Below are 16,676 nucleotides of genomic sequence, written 5' to 3' on the forward strand. Positions count from 1 at the left end.
GGGCGTCGCCATGACCAACGGAGACAGCCACGACTACATCCTGCAGCTCGAAGGCATCAGCAAGTTCTTCGGCACGGTGATTTCGCTGCAAGACGTCACCTTGCGCCTGCGACGGGGCGAAGTGCATTGCCTGCTCGGCGATAACGGCGCCGGGAAATCCACCTTGATCAAGACGCTCGCCGGCGTGCACCGCCCCGACCGCGGCCGCTATCTGATCGAGGGCCAGGAGGTGAATTTCAAATCGCCGCGCGAGGCGCTGGACAGAGGTATCGCCACCGTCTACCAGGACCTCGCGCTGGTGCCGCTGATGAGCGTGGCGCGCAACTTTTTTGCCGGACGCGAGCCGATGCGCAAGCTTTTCGGCGTGATCCCGGTGATGGACATGAAGTACGCCGAGGACGTCTCGGTCCGGAAACTCGCCGAGATGGGCATCCATGTGCGCTCGCCGCAGCAGCCGGTCGGCACCATGTCCGGCGGCGAGCGGCAGTGCCTGGCCATCGCGCGCGCGATCCACTTCGGCGCCCGGGTACTGATTCTCGACGAGCCGACCGCGGCGCTCGGGGTCAAGCAGAGCTGCAACGTGCTCAAGCTGATCCACACGGCACGTGAGCGCGGCATCTCGGTGATCTTCATCACCCACAACGTGCACCATGCCTACCCGATCGGCGACAGCTTCACCGTGCTCAATCGCGGCAAGTCCATGGGCACCTTCCTCAAGAGCGGAATCAGCGAAGGAGAAGTACTCGAAATGATGTCCGGCAGCGCGGAGATTCAAGGCCTGATCGACGAACTGGAAGGCCGTGCGACTGCCTGAGCCTTTACCGCGCCCATTCCTCTGCATAAGTGGCCAGCGATGAACGAACGCAAGTACGACCTGATCTGTCTGGGCCGCCTGGCCGTGGATCTCTACGGCCAACAGCCCGGTGCACGGTTGGAAGATGCCACCAGTTTCGCGAAATATCTGGGTGGATCCTCCGCCAACGTCGCCTTCGGCACGGCGCGGCTCGGCCTGCGCACGGCGATGCTGAGCCGGGTCGGCGACGATCATATGGGGCGCTTCCTGTGCGAAACGCTGATCCGCGAGGGCTGCGATGTCAGTCAGGTGCGCATCGACAATCAACGCCTCACGGCACTGGTGCTGCTCGGCATCAAGGACAGGGAAACCTTTCCGCTGATCTTCTATCGCGAGAACTGCGCGGACATGGCGCTCGACGAGAGCGATGTCGACGAGGCGTTCATCACCTCCAGCCGCGCATTGGCGATCACCGGCACCCACTTCTCCACGCCCGGCGTGCATGCCGCCAGCGACAAGGCACTCAGCTTCGCGCGCAAGCACGACGTGCGCACGGTGCTGGATATCGACTACCGCCCGGTGCTGTGGGGCCTGACCGGCCGCGGCGATGGCGAGACACGCTTCGTCGCCGATGCGGGCGTCACCGCGCATCTGCAGGCGATCCTGCCGCAGTTCGACCTGATCGTCGGCACCGAGGAAGAATTCCAGATCGCCGGCGGCAGCACCGATCTGATGTCCGCCTTGCATGCCGTCCGCACCGTCACCGCGGGCACCTTGGTCGTGAAGCGCGGCGCGTTCGGCTGTAGCGTGATCGAGGGTGCGGTTCCGGCCGACCTCGATCAGGCACCGACTCATGGCGGCAGCCGCGTGGAGGTGCTCAACGTACTGGGTGCCGGCGATGCCTTCATGGCCGGGTTCCTGTACGGCTGGCTGCGCGGCGAGGGCATCGAGCGCAGTTGCCGTTATGCCAACGCCTGCGGCGCCCTGGTGGTATCGCGGCACGGTTGCGCGCCGGCCATGCCGAGCCGCGCAGAGCTCGATTACTTTCTCGCCCACGGCGGGCGTCTGCGACAACCCGACAGCGACAAGGAGCTGGCGCACCTGCATCGCGCCAGCGTGCCGCGCCGGGTCTGGAACGACCTGCATATTTTCGCCTTCGATCATCGCAGCCAGTTCTACGAGCTGGCCCGCGAATGCGGGGCGGACGAATCGCGCCTGCCCCGGCTCAAGCAGTTGCTGGTCGAGGCCGTAGCCCTCACCGAGCGGGAGCTCGGTCTGCAGCAGCGCGTGGGCGTCCTGATCGACCAGCGCTACGGGCAGGACGCATTGAACGCGGCCACCGGCCGCGGCTGGTGGATCGGCCGCCCGGTGGAAATGCCAGGCTCCAACCCGCTGGAGTTCGAATACGGCCGCTCGCTTGGCAGCCAGCTGCAGCACTGGCCGGCCGAACACGTCGTCAAATGCCTGGTGCCGTTCGATCCCGACGGCACACCGGAAACGCGGCTGGAGCAGGAAACCCAGCTGCGCACGCTTTACGACGCCGTGCTGCAGAGCGGCCACGAGCTGTTGCTGGAAGTGATTCCGCCGCTCAATCTGCACGCCACCGGCACGCCGGGCGAGCGCATGCTGCGCGCCATGAAGCGCATCTACAACTTGGGGCTCCGCCCCGAATGGTGGAAGCTGGCACCGCTGCCCGCACAGGATTGGGCCGCGATCGATGCGCTCATCGCCGAACGCGATCCGTATTGCCGCGGCGTCGTGCTGCTCGGTCTCAATGCACCGTTCGCCGAACTGGCCGAGGGCTTCCATGCCGCCGCAGGCAGCGCGAGTTGTCGCGGCTTCGCGGTCGGCCGTAGCCTGTTCCTCGAGCCGGCGCGTGCGTGGCTGCAGGGCGAGATCGACGATGCGACGCTGGTGACGCAGGCCGCGCAGCAGTTCGCCGAACTGGCGGGACTCTGGCGACAGGCGCGCGAGGCGCACGCGCGGAGCGACGGGGTCGCGGCATGAGCGCTACCGTGCGACTGACCATGGCCCAGGCGCTGGTGCGCTACCTCGCCGCGCAGCAAGTGCGCGACGAGGAGAGCGGCGACCTTCTGCCATTGTTTGCAGGCGTGTTCGCGATCTTCGGCCATGGCAACGTGGCCGGACTCGGCGAAGCGCTGTACCAGCAGCGCGACCGGCTGCCGACCTATCGCGCGCACAACGAGCAGGCGATGGCCCATGCCGCCATCGCCTACGCCAAGGCGAACATGCGGCGACGCATGATGGCGGTGACCACCTCGATCGGTCCCGGCGCCACCAACCTGCTCACCGCCGCCGCGCTGGCACACGTCAACCGCTTGCCGGTGCTGCTGCTGCCGGGCGACATCTTCGTTTCGCGCGCGCCGGATCCGGTGCTGCAGCAGCTGGAGGATTTCGGCGACGGCACCGTGAGCGTCAACGACTGCTTCCGCACCGTGTCGCGCTACTTCGACCGCATCGTGCGGCCGGAACAACTGCTCACCGCCCTGCCTCGCGCCATGCACGTGCTGACCGATGCCGCACTGTGCGGTCCGGTCACGCTCGCACTACCGCAGGATGTGCAGACCGAAGCCTACGACTGGCCCGAAAACTTCTTTGCCGAACGCGTGCACGCATTCCGCAGCATGCCGCCGGCTGCCGACGACATCGCCGCAGCAGCGCAGGCCTTGCGTGACGCCAGGCGGCCCGTGCTGGTCGTCGGAGGTGGCGCGTTGTACGCCAGGGCCAGCGCGGCGGTGCGCCACTTCGCCGAAACGCATGGCGTGCCGGTCGCCGAGACCCAGGCCGGCAAGGGCTTGCTGGCCTGGCAGCACCGGTTGCAGCTGGGGCCGGCCGGTGTCTGCGGCGCCACCGCCGCCAACGACTTGCTGGCCGACGCCGACGTCGTGCTGGCGATCGGCACGCGCCTGCAGGACTTCACCACCGGCTCCAACGCGCTGTATCGCTCGGCGCGCGTCATCACCCTCAACGTCAACGGCTACGACGCGCTGAAAGGCGGCGACGTGCAGATCCTTGCCGATGCGCGATTGGGCCTGGACGCCTTGTCCGCCGAGCTCGGCCCGTGGTGCGCCGACGGCGCGTGGCGCGAGCGAGCCGAGCATGCCGCCGCCGAGTGGTGCGCCATCGTGGACGGCATCACCGGCCGGCGCGAACTCCCGCCAGGCACGCTGCCTTACGACGGTGAAATCATTGGAGCAGTGCAGCGCTCGCACGACGATTCGGCGCGCACCGACATCGTGGTCGGTGCCGCGGGCACGCTGCCGGCCGAGCTGGAAAAACTGTGGCGCACCGAAACGCCGGGTGGCTACCACATGGAGTACGGCTACTCCTGCATGGGCTACGAGATCGCCGGCGGCCTGGGCGTAAAGATGGCCAAACCGGATCGCGAAGTGATCGTGATGCTCGGCGACGGCAGCTATCTGATGCTCAACGCGGAAATTGCCACGTCGGTGATGCTGGGCCACAAACTGATCGTGGTGGTGCTGGACAACCGCGGCTACGGCTGCATCGACCGGCTGCAACAAGCCTGCGGCGGCGCGCCGTTCAACAACATGCTGGATGACTGCCGGCTGGATGACCGCCTGCACGGATCGGATGGCGTTCCCACCATCGACTTCGCAGCGCACGCGCGCGCCATGGGCGCCGAAGCCGAGCACGTGCGCAGCATCGCCGAGCTCGAACAGGCGTTGCGCCGCGCCCGCGCCGCTACTCGCACCTATCTGATTGCCATCGACACCGACCATCGCCGCATCACTACGGAAGGTGGCTGCTGGTGGGACGTGGCCGTGCCCGAAGTATCCGACCGTGCGGACGTGCGCGAGGCGAGGCGCAAGTACGAAGCGGCCAAGCAGCAGCTCGGCACCTCCCCAGGGAAAACTCGGGATGGGAAGACTCGTGGATAGAAGAACTATGGCCAAGCCATTTGACGTGAAGATCGGCATCAACCCGATCAGCTGGAGCAACGACGATCTCCCCGCGCTCGGCGGCGAGACACCGCTGTCGACCGCGCTGACCGAAGGCCGTGCCATCGGCTACCAGGGCTTCGAGCTGGGCAACAAGTTTCCACGCGAGCCGGCGGCCCTGCGCGAGCTGATGGCCGGCTATGGTCTGGAGGTGGTGTCCGGCTGGTATTCGGGTCGGCTCGCGCAGCGTTCGGTGGAGGAGGAAATCGCCGCCGTCGGTCCGCATCTGCGCCTGCTTGCCGAAAACGGTTGCCGGGTGATGGTGTATGGCGAAGTGGCCGATTCCATCCAGGGCGAGCCGTCGGTCGCACTCTATAAGCGCCCGCGCTTTCGCGACGACGATGCCTTCAGGCGCTACGGCGAGCGACTCACCGCATTCGGCCGCTACCTGCTGGAGCATGGCGTACGGCTGGCGTACCACCACCATATGGGCGCTTACGTGGAAGCGCCCGACGACATCGACCGCATCATGGCGTACACCGGCGAGGACGTCGGGCTGTTGTTCGACAGCGGTCACGCCTGGTTCGGTGGCGGCGACCCGCTGGCCATACTCCGCAAGCACATCCGTCGCGTCTGTCATGTGCATTGCAAGGATGTGCGCCCGGCCATGGTTCGCCACGCGTTCAATCGGCAGTGGAGCTTCCTCGACGCCGTGTTGAACGGCGTGTTCACCGTGCCCGGTGACGGCGCCATCGACTTCGGCGCGATCGTCGATGTTCTGCGTACGCATGATTACCAGGGCTGGCTGGTGGTCGAGGCGGAACAGGACCCGGCCGTCGCGCCCAGCTACGCCTACGCCAGCAAGGGCTACCGCACCTTGCGCGCACTGCTCGACGGTTCGCCGTTGCAGGAGGTCGCATGAGCTTGCTGGTGAAGGGACGGCCGCAGGGCTGCGAAATCGTCAAGATCACGCTGGCGTCGGCGGGCTGGAAACACGTGGGCTTCGAGGCGTTCCGTCTTGCGCCGGGCGAAAGCCTGCGGCTGATGCTGCCCGCCGGTCGCGAAGGCTGCCTGGTGGTATTGACCGGCAGCGCCGACGTGGTTGCCGATACGCAGCGCTTCGAACATCTGGGCGGCCGCCAGAGCGTATTCGACGAACGTTCGCCCGATGCCGTCTATGCGCCACCCGGCACGCGGTTCGAGATCACGGCACATGACACGGTGGAGCTGGCGCTGGCCACCGCGCCGGCCAGCCGCCGTCTGCCGATCCGCCTGATTCCCGCGGCCGGCATGAAACGCTCCGCCCGCGGCCAGGGCAGCAATACGCGCTACGTCTGCGACATCCTCCCGCAAACCGAGCCGGCCGAATCGCTGCTGGTAGTGGAAGTGGTCACGCCAGCGGCGCATTCCTCCAGCTATCCGCCGCACAAGCACGACACCGACAACCTGCCCTCCGAAAGCGCTCTGGAGGAAACCTATTACCACCGCATCGACCCGCCGCAGGGGTTCGCCTTCCAGCGCGTGTACACCGACGCGCGCGACCTGGACGAATCGATGGCGGTAGGCGACCACGACGTGGTGATGGTGCCGCGCGGCTATCACCCGGTGGTGATGCCGCATGGTTATCGCGGCTACTACCTCAACGTGATGGCAGGCCCCCGCCGCGAATGGCACTTCAAGAACGACCCGGCGCACGAGTGGTTGATGACTTAATTCCTTCTCCCTGAGGGGAGAAGGTGGCCCACAGGGACGGATGAGGGGCGGGTGCTCGCGACGACATCGATCGAAGCGCGCTTCGACTATATGTTCCCGCAAGCACCCGCCCCTCACCCCAACCCTCTCCCCGACGGGGAGAGGGAGATATCTGCATTGTGAGAGGTAATCCGACATGTCCGCTCAAGCTTCCGAACACATTCCGGTCACGACGATCGGCCACTACATCGGCGGCCAGCACCATGCCGGCAGCGGAGCCGACGTGCCCTCCTACAATCCCGCCAGCGGCGCGCGGACAGGCACGATCGCGTTGGCTACGCCGGATGAGGTGGATGCCGCCGTCAAGGCCGCGGAGGCCGCATTCCCCGCATGGGCGCAGACGCCGCCGTTGAAGCGGGCGCGCGTCATGTTCCGATTCAAGGAACTGCTCGAGCGCGACATGCGCAAGCTCGCCGCGGTGATCACCCGCGAGCACGGCAAGGTGCTCTCCGATGCCCAGGGCGAACTGGTGCGCGGCCTGGAAGTGGTCGAATACGCCTGCGGCATTCCGGAACTGCTGAAGGGCGACTACACCGAGCAGATCGCCAACGGCATCGACGCCTGGACCATGCGCCAGCCGCTGGGCGTGTGTGTCGGCATCACGCCGTTCAATTTCCCCGCGATGGTGCCCATGTGGATGTTCCCGATGGCGATCGCCTGCGGAAACAGCTTCGTGCTCAAGCCGTCCGAACGCGATCCCGGCGTCAGCCTGATGCTGGCCGACCTGCTCAAGGAGGCGGGCTTGCCCGACGGCGTCTTCAATGTTGTGCAAGGCGACAAGGCAGCCGTGGATGCGCTACTCGATCACCCCAAGGTGCGCGCCGTGAGTTTTGTCGGCTCCACCCCGGTCGCCGAATACATCTATGCGCGAGGCGCCGCGAACGGCAAGCGCGTGCAGGCGCTGGGCGGTGCCAAGAACCACATGGTGGTGATGCCGGACGCGGATCTGGACAAGGCGGCCGATGCGCTGATCGGTGCCGGCTACGGCGCGGCAGGCGAGCGCTGCATGGCGATCTCGGTAGTGGTGGCGGTGGGTGACGCCACGGCCGATGCGCTGGTCGAAAGGCTTGCACCGAAGGTGCGTGCGCTGCGCGTCGGCAACGGCATGGACGAACAAGTGGAGATGGGACCTCTGATCACGGCCCAGCACCGTGAGAGAGTCATCGGCTATATCGACGATGGCGTCGCCGCCGGTGCCGAACTGGTGGTCGACGGGCGCGGATGTCGCGTTGCCGGTTGCGAAGACGGCTACTTCCTGGGCGGAACGTTGTTCGATCGCGTGACCTCCGACATGCGCATCTACCGGGATGAAATTTTCGGTCCGGTGCTATGCATCGTTCGCGTGCCGGATTTCACCAGTGCGCTCAGGCTCGTCGACGAAAACGAATACGGCAACGGCACGTCGATCTTTACGCGCGACGGCCACGTAGCACGCGAATTCGCCCATCGCGTGCAGGTCGGCATGATAGGCATCAACGTGCCGATTCCCGTGCCCATGGCCTTCCACAGCTTCGGCGGCTGGAAGAAGAGCTTGATGGGCGACCACCACGCCCACGGTTCCGAGGCCGTGCGCTTCTACACCCGGCAGAAAGCCGTTACGCAACGCTGGCTGGCCGAAGCGGCCGGCGCCGGCGCGCAATTCGCGATGCCCACGCACTGAGCCCGCACGGCACCGCGCACCCACTGTAGGAGCGACTTCAGTCGCGATGGCCGCGCCAGCGGCCCCAGGCGCCCGGTAAACAGTGGCGCACTGCGTGCGCATCGCGACTGAAGTCGCTCCTACGACGCCGCTGAAACCGCGCCACCGCGTAACCCCTTCCGCAGCTGGGGGAAGCTTTGCCGTGGCTCGCGATCTCTCCGCACAGCACTGCTCCACGCGAAAAATGACGAGCTTCAACTAACTGCCACATCACTGCAATCAGAAGTTAATTTCTATCGTTAACAATTTGTGCAATGCAAGTTGCAAATGTGCGCAAGCGCACGCATCCTTGCCCGGCCAGCGCAGCACTGCCCTTCGATATTCGCGAAATTCCGTTGGCGCAACTCCGTTTTCTGTCGTCGATTTGCGTATGGGGGAGAGCGTGAATGGTGACCCGTAGACAGTTCCTGCAAGGTGCGACCTCACTGGCTTTGCTTGGCAGCCGGTTTGGCCTGCAGACGGCTTTCGCTACCGCCGGCGACCGTGCGGCGCCTGCCGTCAAAGGCGCAGCCACGGCAGCCGGCGGATGGGCTCGCTACGTCGACGTATTCACCGGCACCGGTGGTCATGGACACACTTACCCAGGGGCTTCGCTGCCGTTCGGCATGGTGCAGCTCAGCCCCGATACCCACAACAGCGGATGGGATGCCAGCTCGGGCTATCACCAGGGCGACGGCTCGATCATGGGCTTTTCGCATACCCATCTCAGCGGCACGGGCATTGGCGACATGCTCGATGTGTTGTTGATGCCCACGCAGGGGCCGGTACTGCTGCAGCCGGGCAGCCGCGGTCTGCCGAACGAGAACTACCGCTCGAAGCACGACGGCGTGTCGAGCACCTCGCCGCTGCTGTCAGGGGATAACGACGCGCATCCGGGACAGGGTTACCGGTCGCGCTACGACCGTGCCTCCGAGCAGGCGCAGCCGGGTTATTACCGGGTACGCCTGACCGATCACGACATCCTGGCCGAGCTGACAGCCACGCCGCGCGCGGGCCTGCATCGCTACACCTTCCAGCGGCCCGGCGCGGGCCATATGCTGCTCGATCTCGCCCACGGCTATCACACCGATCCCGCGCAACCCGCCAGGGTCACCGATGCCGAACTGCGTGTGATCGGCAACGACACCGTAGTGGGCAGCCGACGCGTACACGAATGGGCGAAGGGTCGGCACATCTATTTCGCGATGAAGTTGTCGCGCCCGTTCGAGCATGCCGCGCTGTACGTCGACGACGCGCTCCTGCCCGATTCCGCGCACACCGCGAAGGGCGACAAGCTCAAGGCCGCACTGCATTACGCCGATGCCGGTCATGCGCCGCTGCTGGTGAAAGTCGGCATCTCGGCGGTGGATACCGAAGGCGCGCTGCGCAATCTGCAGGCGGAAATACCCGGCTGGGATTTCGAGCAGGTGCAGCACGCCGCCGCTGCCAGCTGGGAGCGCGAACTCGGCCGCATTCGTGTCGAGACCTCCTCGGAGCCGGTGCGGCGAACTTTCTACAGTGCGCTGTACCACACCATGCTGGCGCCAACCCTGTTCAGCGACGTCGATGGCCGCTATCGCGGCATGGACATGGCGGTGCATCAGTTGCCGAACGGACAACACAACTACAGCACTTACTCGCTGTGGGATACCTATCGTGCGCTGCACCCGCTGCTGACGTTGTACCAGCCCGAGCGCGTGCCGGACCTGGTCAACGGCTTGGTTCGGATGGCCGTCGAAAGTCCGGACGGTCCGCCGGTGTGGCCGCTGCAAGGCGTGGAGACCGGCTGCATGATCGGCCACCACTCTGCCGTGGTGCTGGCCGAAGCGCATGCCAAGGGTTTCCGTGGCATCGACTACGAACAGGCGTGGCCGGTATTCCGCAAACGCGCCATGGACGACGACTACCGCGGGCTGCCGCTCTACCGCAAGCTCGGCTACATCCCCAGCGACAAGGAAAACGAAGCGGTCAGCAAGACGCTCGAATACGCGTACGACGACTGGGCGCTGGCCCATCTCGCCGAGGCTGTTGGCGCGCACGCGGACGCCGAACAATTGCGCCAGCGTTCGCGCAACTATCAGCATGTGTTCGACCGCAAGCTGAGCTTCGTGCGGCCACGCGCCAGCGACGGCCGCTGGCTGGAACCGTTCGATCCGCGTGGCATGGGCCACGCCGCGACATGGCGCGACTTCACCGAGTCGAATGCGTGGCAGGCCACCTTTCTCAACCAGCATGACCTGTACGAATACATGAAACTGTTCGGCAGCGAGCATGCCTTCGAGCGCAAGCTGGATGGGCTGTTCAACGCCGATCCGGCACTGCCCGCCGACGCGCCGCCGGACATCGCCGGCATGGTCGGGCAGTACGCGCACGGCAACGAACCCAGCCATCACGTGGCTTACCTGTATGCGTATGCGGGAGCTCACCACAAGACCCAGGCGCGCGTGCGCATGCTGCTGGACACCATGTACAGCACTGCGCCCGATGGCTTTGCGGGCAACGAGGATTGCGGGCAGATCAGCGCCTGGTACGTGCTCAGTGCGCTGGGGCTGTATGCGGTCGATCCGGTGAGCGCGAACTACGTATTCGGCAGTCCGCTGCTCGACCATGCGGAAGTCGATGTCGGCGAGGGCCGCGTGCTTACGGTGAAGAGCCGGAACAACGGTCCGGATCGTCCCTACATCCAGTCGGTCTCGTGGAACGGCCGGCCGTGGACGCGCAGCTGGATCAGCCACGCCGAACTGACGGCCGGAGGTACCTTGATTTTCGATATGGGCGCGGCGCCCAACGAGCACTTCGGTGCCGCGCTGGCCGACCGGCCGCCATCATTCGGTAACGCGGCCAGTTGAGCATGCAAGTTCGACTTCCCCAAAACCCTTCAGACGAGAACAACCCGGCGCTGCGGTTCGTCGGTCTCTATCACCCCGCTGCAGAGGCCGCGGGCTGGATGCACACGCCGAGGGAAATGCACCCACGGCGTGGAGCCTATCCCCGACCTGGAGCCCATCCCGGATCTGGAGCCATGGACGCACTCGTTTCGCACAGTGCGGCTCGCACCGTGCCGACGCCAACACCGCAAACAACTATTGCCGCGTGAACTTCCACGCATGTCACCCATTCAGCCACGCCCGCTTCGTGCTCGATCGCATCGGGCCGCCCAACAAACCAGCCAGGAGATTCGTAATGCGTCCCCAAACCATTAGCCGTGCGATTCGCACCGCATTGCTCGGCAGCATGCTTCTTGTCAGCGCAGCGCCCGCTTTCGCCCAGGACAACAGCACCTCCGACCCGAACGCGGCAACTTCCAACGCCGACAAGACCAAGGCGAAGACGCTCAACAGCGTGGTGGTCACCGCCCGCTCCGGCGTGGAGACGCGCACCAAGGCCGAGACCAGCTACTCGATCACCACCATCGACGAAGACCGCCTGCGCATGCAGGCACCCACGTCGGTCACCGAAGCGATGAAGTCGGTGCCGGGCTTCTGGGTCGAGGCTTCCGGCGGCGAGGCCAGCGGCAACATCCGCGCACGCGGCATTCCGGTGGACGGCTTCGGTTCGGTGACCTTGCTGGAAGACGGCATCCCGGTGCAGCACGATCCGGCGCTGGGTTATCTCAACGCCGACCAGGCGTTCCGCCTGGACGAGACGATCGAGCGGATCGAGGTGGTGCGTGGCGGCCCGTCGTCGGTGTTCTATTCGAACGCGCCGGCCGGTGCGATCAACTTCATCCCGCGTCGGGTCGGCGACACGCCGGATGGCCTGTTCAAATACACCGTCGGCGACTACGGGCTGAACCGCGCCGACTTCTGGTACGGCACCCCGGTCGGCGACGGCTGGAAACTCGGCGTGGGTGGTTTCTACCGCGTCGACGACGGCGTTCGCGACCCCGGCTTCCACGCCAACGATGGTGGCCAGATCCGCGTCAACCTGTCCAAGGATTTCGAGCACGGCCGCTTCAGCGTCGACTACAAGCACCTGGACGACGATGTCGCGCTGTACCTGGGCATCCCGATGCGCACCTACCCCAACGGCAAGATCAAGGCGGTGCCCGGCTTCGACGGCAACTTCGGCACGCTGGCCGGACCGGAGACCGAGCACGTGATGATGAAGGAAGGCAACGGCAGCCTGTACAACTTCGACAACAGCCTGGGCACGCAGGTGAAGCGTGACCAGCTGACCTTGAAGTTCGACTACGACCTAGGCGCGGACTGGAAGCTCGCCGAGTCGATGCGCTACGACGACACCAAGACCCAGCGCAACGGCATGTTCCCCAACACGCTGATGAGCGCCACCAGCTTCCTGACCTCGTCCGCGAACCGCACCGCGTGGCAGCCGTATCTGCCGGCCGGCACCGCCGGCATGCAGCTGCGCTATGTGGACAACCCCTCGCAGGTGTTCAACAACCAAAACCAGAACGGCAATGGACTGATGGTGATCGGCGGCCTGCGCGGCGTCACCATGCCGGTGCAGGAGTTCATCAACGACACGCGCCTGCTGCGCAAATTCGACATCGGCGGACAGACTCACGACATCTCGCTGGGCTACTACTACGCCCACTTCAACCAGGACTTCAGCCGCTATTCCTCCACCGTGCTGCTCGACGTGCAGGACAACGCGAAGCTGCTCAACCTGGTCGCGGTGGATGCCAACGGCAACCCGCTGCGCACGCTGACCGACAACGGCATCTACCACTACGGCTACGAGTGGGAGAACGCCAGCGGCAGCTCGGCCACCAACGCGCTGTATCTGTCCGATGAGTGGCAGGTCACCGACGCGCTGCGCATCGACGGCGGCGTACGCTGGGAGCACGTGAACACCCGCGGCTGGGTCGAGAAGAAGCAGACGCTGAACCAGGGCACGCTGCCCACGTCGTCCATCTCGGCCGGCACCGGCCAGACTGTGTCGTACGACCACAGCTTCAACAAGCTGGGCTGGACCCTGGGCACGAACTATCAGTTCTCCGAGCAGTCCGGTGTGTTCGCGCGTTGGACCTCGGCGTTCCGCCTGCCCAACCTGAGCAGCTACATCACCAACGCCACGGCTACACCCATCATCCAGACCATGAAGCTGGGCGAGGCCGGCTACAAGTTCTCCAACCGCTGGCTCGATCTGTATGCCACCGCGTTCTACACCAAGTATGACAACGTCGGCTTCAGCAATTACGTGTTCGATCCGAACAACAACACCTCCACCGTCCAGCAGGGTTACGCCACCACCAAGACCACCGGCATCGAACTGGAAGGCACCTGGTTCCCGGTGAGCTGGTTCGACGTGCAGATGACCGCCACCTTGGAGGACCCGGAGTACAAGGGCCTGAGCTACACCGACAAGACCAGCACCGGCCCGGTGCTGCGCGACTACACCGACAACCAGCTGATCCGCGTGCCGAAGACGAGCTTCCGCGTAGTGCCAGGACTGAACCTGCTGGACGGCAAGCTGCGCCTGCAGCTGGCCTACGAGCATGAGGGCGCACGCTTCGTCGACACCGCCAACTCGGTGCGGCTGCCGGCATACAACGTGCTCAGCGCCAGTGCGCGCTACGACGTGTCGCAGGCGTTCTCGTTGTACTTCTATGCGGACAACATCAACAACTCGCTCGGTCTCACCGAGGGCAACCCGCGCGCCGGCGAGCTGCAGAGTGCGGATGCAGGGGCGAACACCTTCATCGCCCGACCGTTGCTGGGCCGCGCCTTCCGCGCCGCCGTCATGTACCGGTTCTGAGGGATAAGGCCGGGCGGCAAACCGCCCGGCCTTATCGGTCCGCATGAAAAAAACGAAATCCCCGCATCGATATATTCTGGCCGTCGCCCTCATGTTGCTGCCGTGGGCGCCGGCGCTGGCGGCCTGCGACCTGGAAGTCCCAGCACCTGGTTGCGACCTGGTCTCGCTGGACAACACGCTGCACATGAACAACCTGCAGGCGATCGGCACCCACAACAGTTACAAACAGGCGATGCCGCCAGCCGAGTTGGCCGCCCATCGCGCCCGCGACCCAAGAGCCGACGGCATCGACTATGGCCATCGCCCGCTGGGCGAGCAGCTCGACCGCGGTGCACGCACACTGGAACTGGACGTCTATTACGACCCGCACGGCGGCTATTACGCGCACCCGCCCGGCGCCTTGCGCAAGGGCTACGCCAGCTCGCCGTGGTCGCCCACCGCGACCCGCCAGATGCAGCAGCCGGGCTTCAAGGTGATGCACATGGCGGACATCGATTTTCGCAGCAACTGCCAGACCTTCGTCGCCTGCCTCATGATCATCCGCGACTGGTCGCACAAGCATCCGCGGCACGTGCCGATCATGCTGCTTATCAATGCGAAGGACGGTCACAGTGGCCCCGGCGCTGTCACCCCGCTGCGCTTTACCGAGGCCGCGTTCGATGCGCTGGATGCGGAGATTCGCACCGTGCTGTCCGCCAGCGACCTGGTTACCCCGGATGACATACAGGGCAACTACCCGACCTTGCGCGAAGCGGTGCGGGCCGGGCATTGGCCGACCCTGGGCCGGGCGCGCGGCAAGGAGTTCTTCGTGCTCGACGAGGATCCGCCCAAGGTTGCGCTGTATCGCGGCGCGCGGCATTCGCTGGAAGGCCGGGTGATGTTCATCAACACAGATGAAGCGTCGCCTGCGGCAGCCTACCTGACCTTGAACGATCCCCAGGCCGAGGCGATGCGGATCAGCCGCGACGTCGCGGCGGGCTACATGATACGCACCCGCGCCGACGCGGATACCGTCGAGGCGCGCCGCAACGACACGCGCCGTCGCGAGGCGGCGTTCGCCAGCGGCGCGCAATATATCTCCACCGATTATCTATGGCCCGATCCGCGCTTCGGTGATTACAGCGTGCAGTTGCCGGGTGGTGGTGTCGCCCGCTGCAACCCGCGTGGCGCCTCCGCCTGCCAAGCCACCGCGCCCGGAACGCATCCGTGAAACCGCATCTGCGCCATTGGCTGATCCATCTTCTGGCTGGCCTGCTGCTGGCCGGCCTGATGGTGCTGTTCGACGCGATCGACCCCGCGCACGCCGCCGTACCAGCCATGCACGAACAGCCCGACCTGGTGCTGCACGGCACGCTGGACGGCAAGGACAACCAGACCTACCGCATGCTGCCGTTCGATGTGCCCGCAGGGACCCGTCGCATCACGGTGCAGTTCGACTACAACGGCCACGAAGACGAGCACACCCGGATCGATCTGGGCCTGCTTGGGCCGGACGGTTTTCAAGGGAAGGATGGCTTTCGCGGCTGGAGCGGCGGCTCGAAGCTCTTGTTCACCGTGTCTGCGACGGACGCTACGCCAGCCTATCTGCCCGGACCCATCGACCCGGGTCGCTGGACCTTGCTGCTGGGCATCCCCAGCATCCGCAAGCACAGCCGCGCACACTACACCGCCAAGCTCTGGTTTGGCCGTCCAAACGACCCGGCATGGGTACCGTCCGTGCTGAATCCGCCGCTGCGCCGGGAAGCCGGCTGGTATCGCGGCGACCTGCACATGCATACCGCGCACAGCGACGGCAGTTGCGACAGCCAGAGCGGGCGCGAGGTGCCCTGCCCCTTGTTCCTCACCGTCCAGGATGCGGTCAACCGGGGACTGGACTTCATCGCGATCACCGATCACAACACCGTGTCGCAGGTCAACGCGATGCGCGAGCTGCAGCCGTACTTCGACCGCCTGCTGCTGATCCCCGGACGCGAACTGACCACGTTCCAGGGCCACGCGAACCTGTTCGGCACCACCGAACCGGTGGATTTCCGCGTCGACGGGCAACAGGACTGGAATGCCTTGCTGCGGCAGGTCGAGCCCTTGCACGGACTGATTTCGATCAATCATCCGATCCGGCCGGACGATGAAACCTGCATGGGTTGCGGCTGGGTGCCAAAGGGCGTCGTGGACCTGCACAAGGTGCAGGCGATCGAGGCCGTCAACGGGATCGACGCCGTGTTGCCGGACTCCGGCATTCCGTTCTGGCAAAGCCTGCTCGATCGGGGTTACCGACTCACTGCGGTCGGCGGCAGCGACAACCACGACGCCAGGCGCGCATTGGCGTTGCCCGACGCTAGCGTGGTCGGCACGCCGACCACCGTGGTGCACGCCAGCGAGCTGTCCATGCAGGCCATCCTCGCGGCCATTCGTGCCGGCCATGTGTTCATCGATGTGCAAGGCAGCCGCGACCACCAGCTGGACCTGACTGCCCGCAGCGGAAGCCAGACAGCGGAGATGGGCGACGCACTGGCCGTACCGGCAGGCGGCACCGTACGCTTCACCGTCAACGTCACGGCGCCGGCCGGCGGCGAGATCGAAATCATCGAGGACGGCAAGATCATCCATCCCGGCACCGACCTGGCACTCCACCTTGCGCGCCAGTCCGTCTCATTCGACTGGACCAGCGACGGCAAGCGCCACTGGTTGCGCGCGAACGTGCGTGGCGCGGCCCGGCAACCGTTGCTGGTGGGCAACCCGATCTACATCAATGCCGATTGAGCCCGACGGCTGCATCCCGGAGACTGCCGGGAACCGTCCGCATCCTCAG

At 65.6% G+C, this 16,676-nt stretch carries 10 protein-coding genes; all 10 read left to right on the plus strand.

Features of this window, described 5'->3' with window-relative positions:
- The first annotated feature begins 10 nt into the window (after window positions 1–10).
- The 10 genes from BUA26_RS07975 to BUA26_RS08020 all read left to right on the plus strand — a co-directional run bounded on the left by BUA26_RS07975 (window position 11) and on the right by BUA26_RS08020 (window position 16,627).
- Complete coding sequence (locus BUA26_RS07975) at window positions 11–814, plus strand: ATP-binding cassette domain-containing protein (RefSeq protein ID WP_072759364.1); 804 nt, start codon at window positions 11–13, stop codon at window positions 812–814.
- Between the two features lie 39 nt (window positions 815–853).
- A complete protein-coding gene (iolC, locus tag BUA26_RS07980) occupies window positions 854–2,800 on the plus strand; it encodes a bifunctional 5-dehydro-2-deoxygluconokinase/5-dehydro-2-deoxyphosphogluconate aldolase (RefSeq protein WP_072759367.1) in 1,947 nt (648 codons plus the stop codon).
- Window positions 2,797–4,716, plus strand: a complete 1,920-nt coding sequence (gene iolD / locus BUA26_RS07985; protein WP_072759369.1) for a 3D-(3,5/4)-trihydroxycyclohexane-1,2-dione acylhydrolase (decyclizing) — start codon at window positions 2,797–2,799, stop codon at window positions 4,714–4,716. Before iolC ends, iolD begins: the two co-directional genes overlap by 4 nt.
- Before the next feature lie 7 nt (window positions 4,717–4,723).
- Window positions 4,724–5,638, plus strand: a complete 915-nt coding sequence (gene iolE, locus BUA26_RS07990) for a myo-inosose-2 dehydratase (protein ID WP_072759371.1) — start codon at window positions 4,724–4,726, stop codon at window positions 5,636–5,638.
- Window positions 5,635–6,429: a 5-deoxy-glucuronate isomerase gene (iolB, locus tag BUA26_RS07995; RefSeq protein WP_072759373.1), complete on the plus strand. Its 795-nt coding sequence runs from the start codon at window positions 5,635–5,637 to the stop codon at window positions 6,427–6,429. The genes iolE and iolB overlap by 4 nt, the downstream gene beginning before the upstream one ends.
- A 175-nt stretch (window positions 6,430–6,604) precedes the next feature.
- Window positions 6,605–8,128, plus strand: a complete 1,524-nt coding sequence (locus tag BUA26_RS08000) for a CoA-acylating methylmalonate-semialdehyde dehydrogenase (protein WP_072759375.1) — start codon at window positions 6,605–6,607, stop codon at window positions 8,126–8,128.
- A gap of 425 nt (window positions 8,129–8,553) precedes the next feature.
- Window positions 8,554–10,995, plus strand: a complete 2,442-nt coding sequence (locus BUA26_RS08005; protein WP_072759377.1) for a GH92 family glycosyl hydrolase — start codon at window positions 8,554–8,556, stop codon at window positions 10,993–10,995.
- A gap of 334 nt (window positions 10,996–11,329) precedes the next feature.
- Window positions 11,330–13,867 (plus strand): TonB-dependent receptor, encoded by a 2,538-nt coding sequence (locus tag BUA26_RS08010; protein ID WP_072759379.1) that lies wholly within the window; start codon window positions 11,330–11,332, stop codon window positions 13,865–13,867.
- A gap of 91 nt (window positions 13,868–13,958) precedes the next feature.
- Window positions 13,959–15,077 carry a phosphatidylinositol-specific phospholipase C1-like protein gene (locus BUA26_RS08015; protein WP_083572912.1) on the plus strand — a complete coding sequence of 373 codons (1,119 nt, stop codon included), beginning with the start codon at window positions 13,959–13,961 and terminating at the stop codon, window positions 15,075–15,077.
- A complete protein-coding gene (locus BUA26_RS08020) occupies window positions 15,074–16,627 on the plus strand; it encodes a CehA/McbA family metallohydrolase (RefSeq protein WP_083572913.1) in 1,554 nt (517 codons plus the stop codon). Before BUA26_RS08015 ends, BUA26_RS08020 begins: the two co-directional genes overlap by 4 nt.
- Window positions 16,628–16,676 lie beyond the last annotated feature (49 nt).

Source organism: Rhodanobacter sp. OK091, assembly GCF_900142825.1.
Classification (GTDB): domain Bacteria; phylum Pseudomonadota; class Gammaproteobacteria; order Xanthomonadales; family Rhodanobacteraceae; genus Rhodanobacter.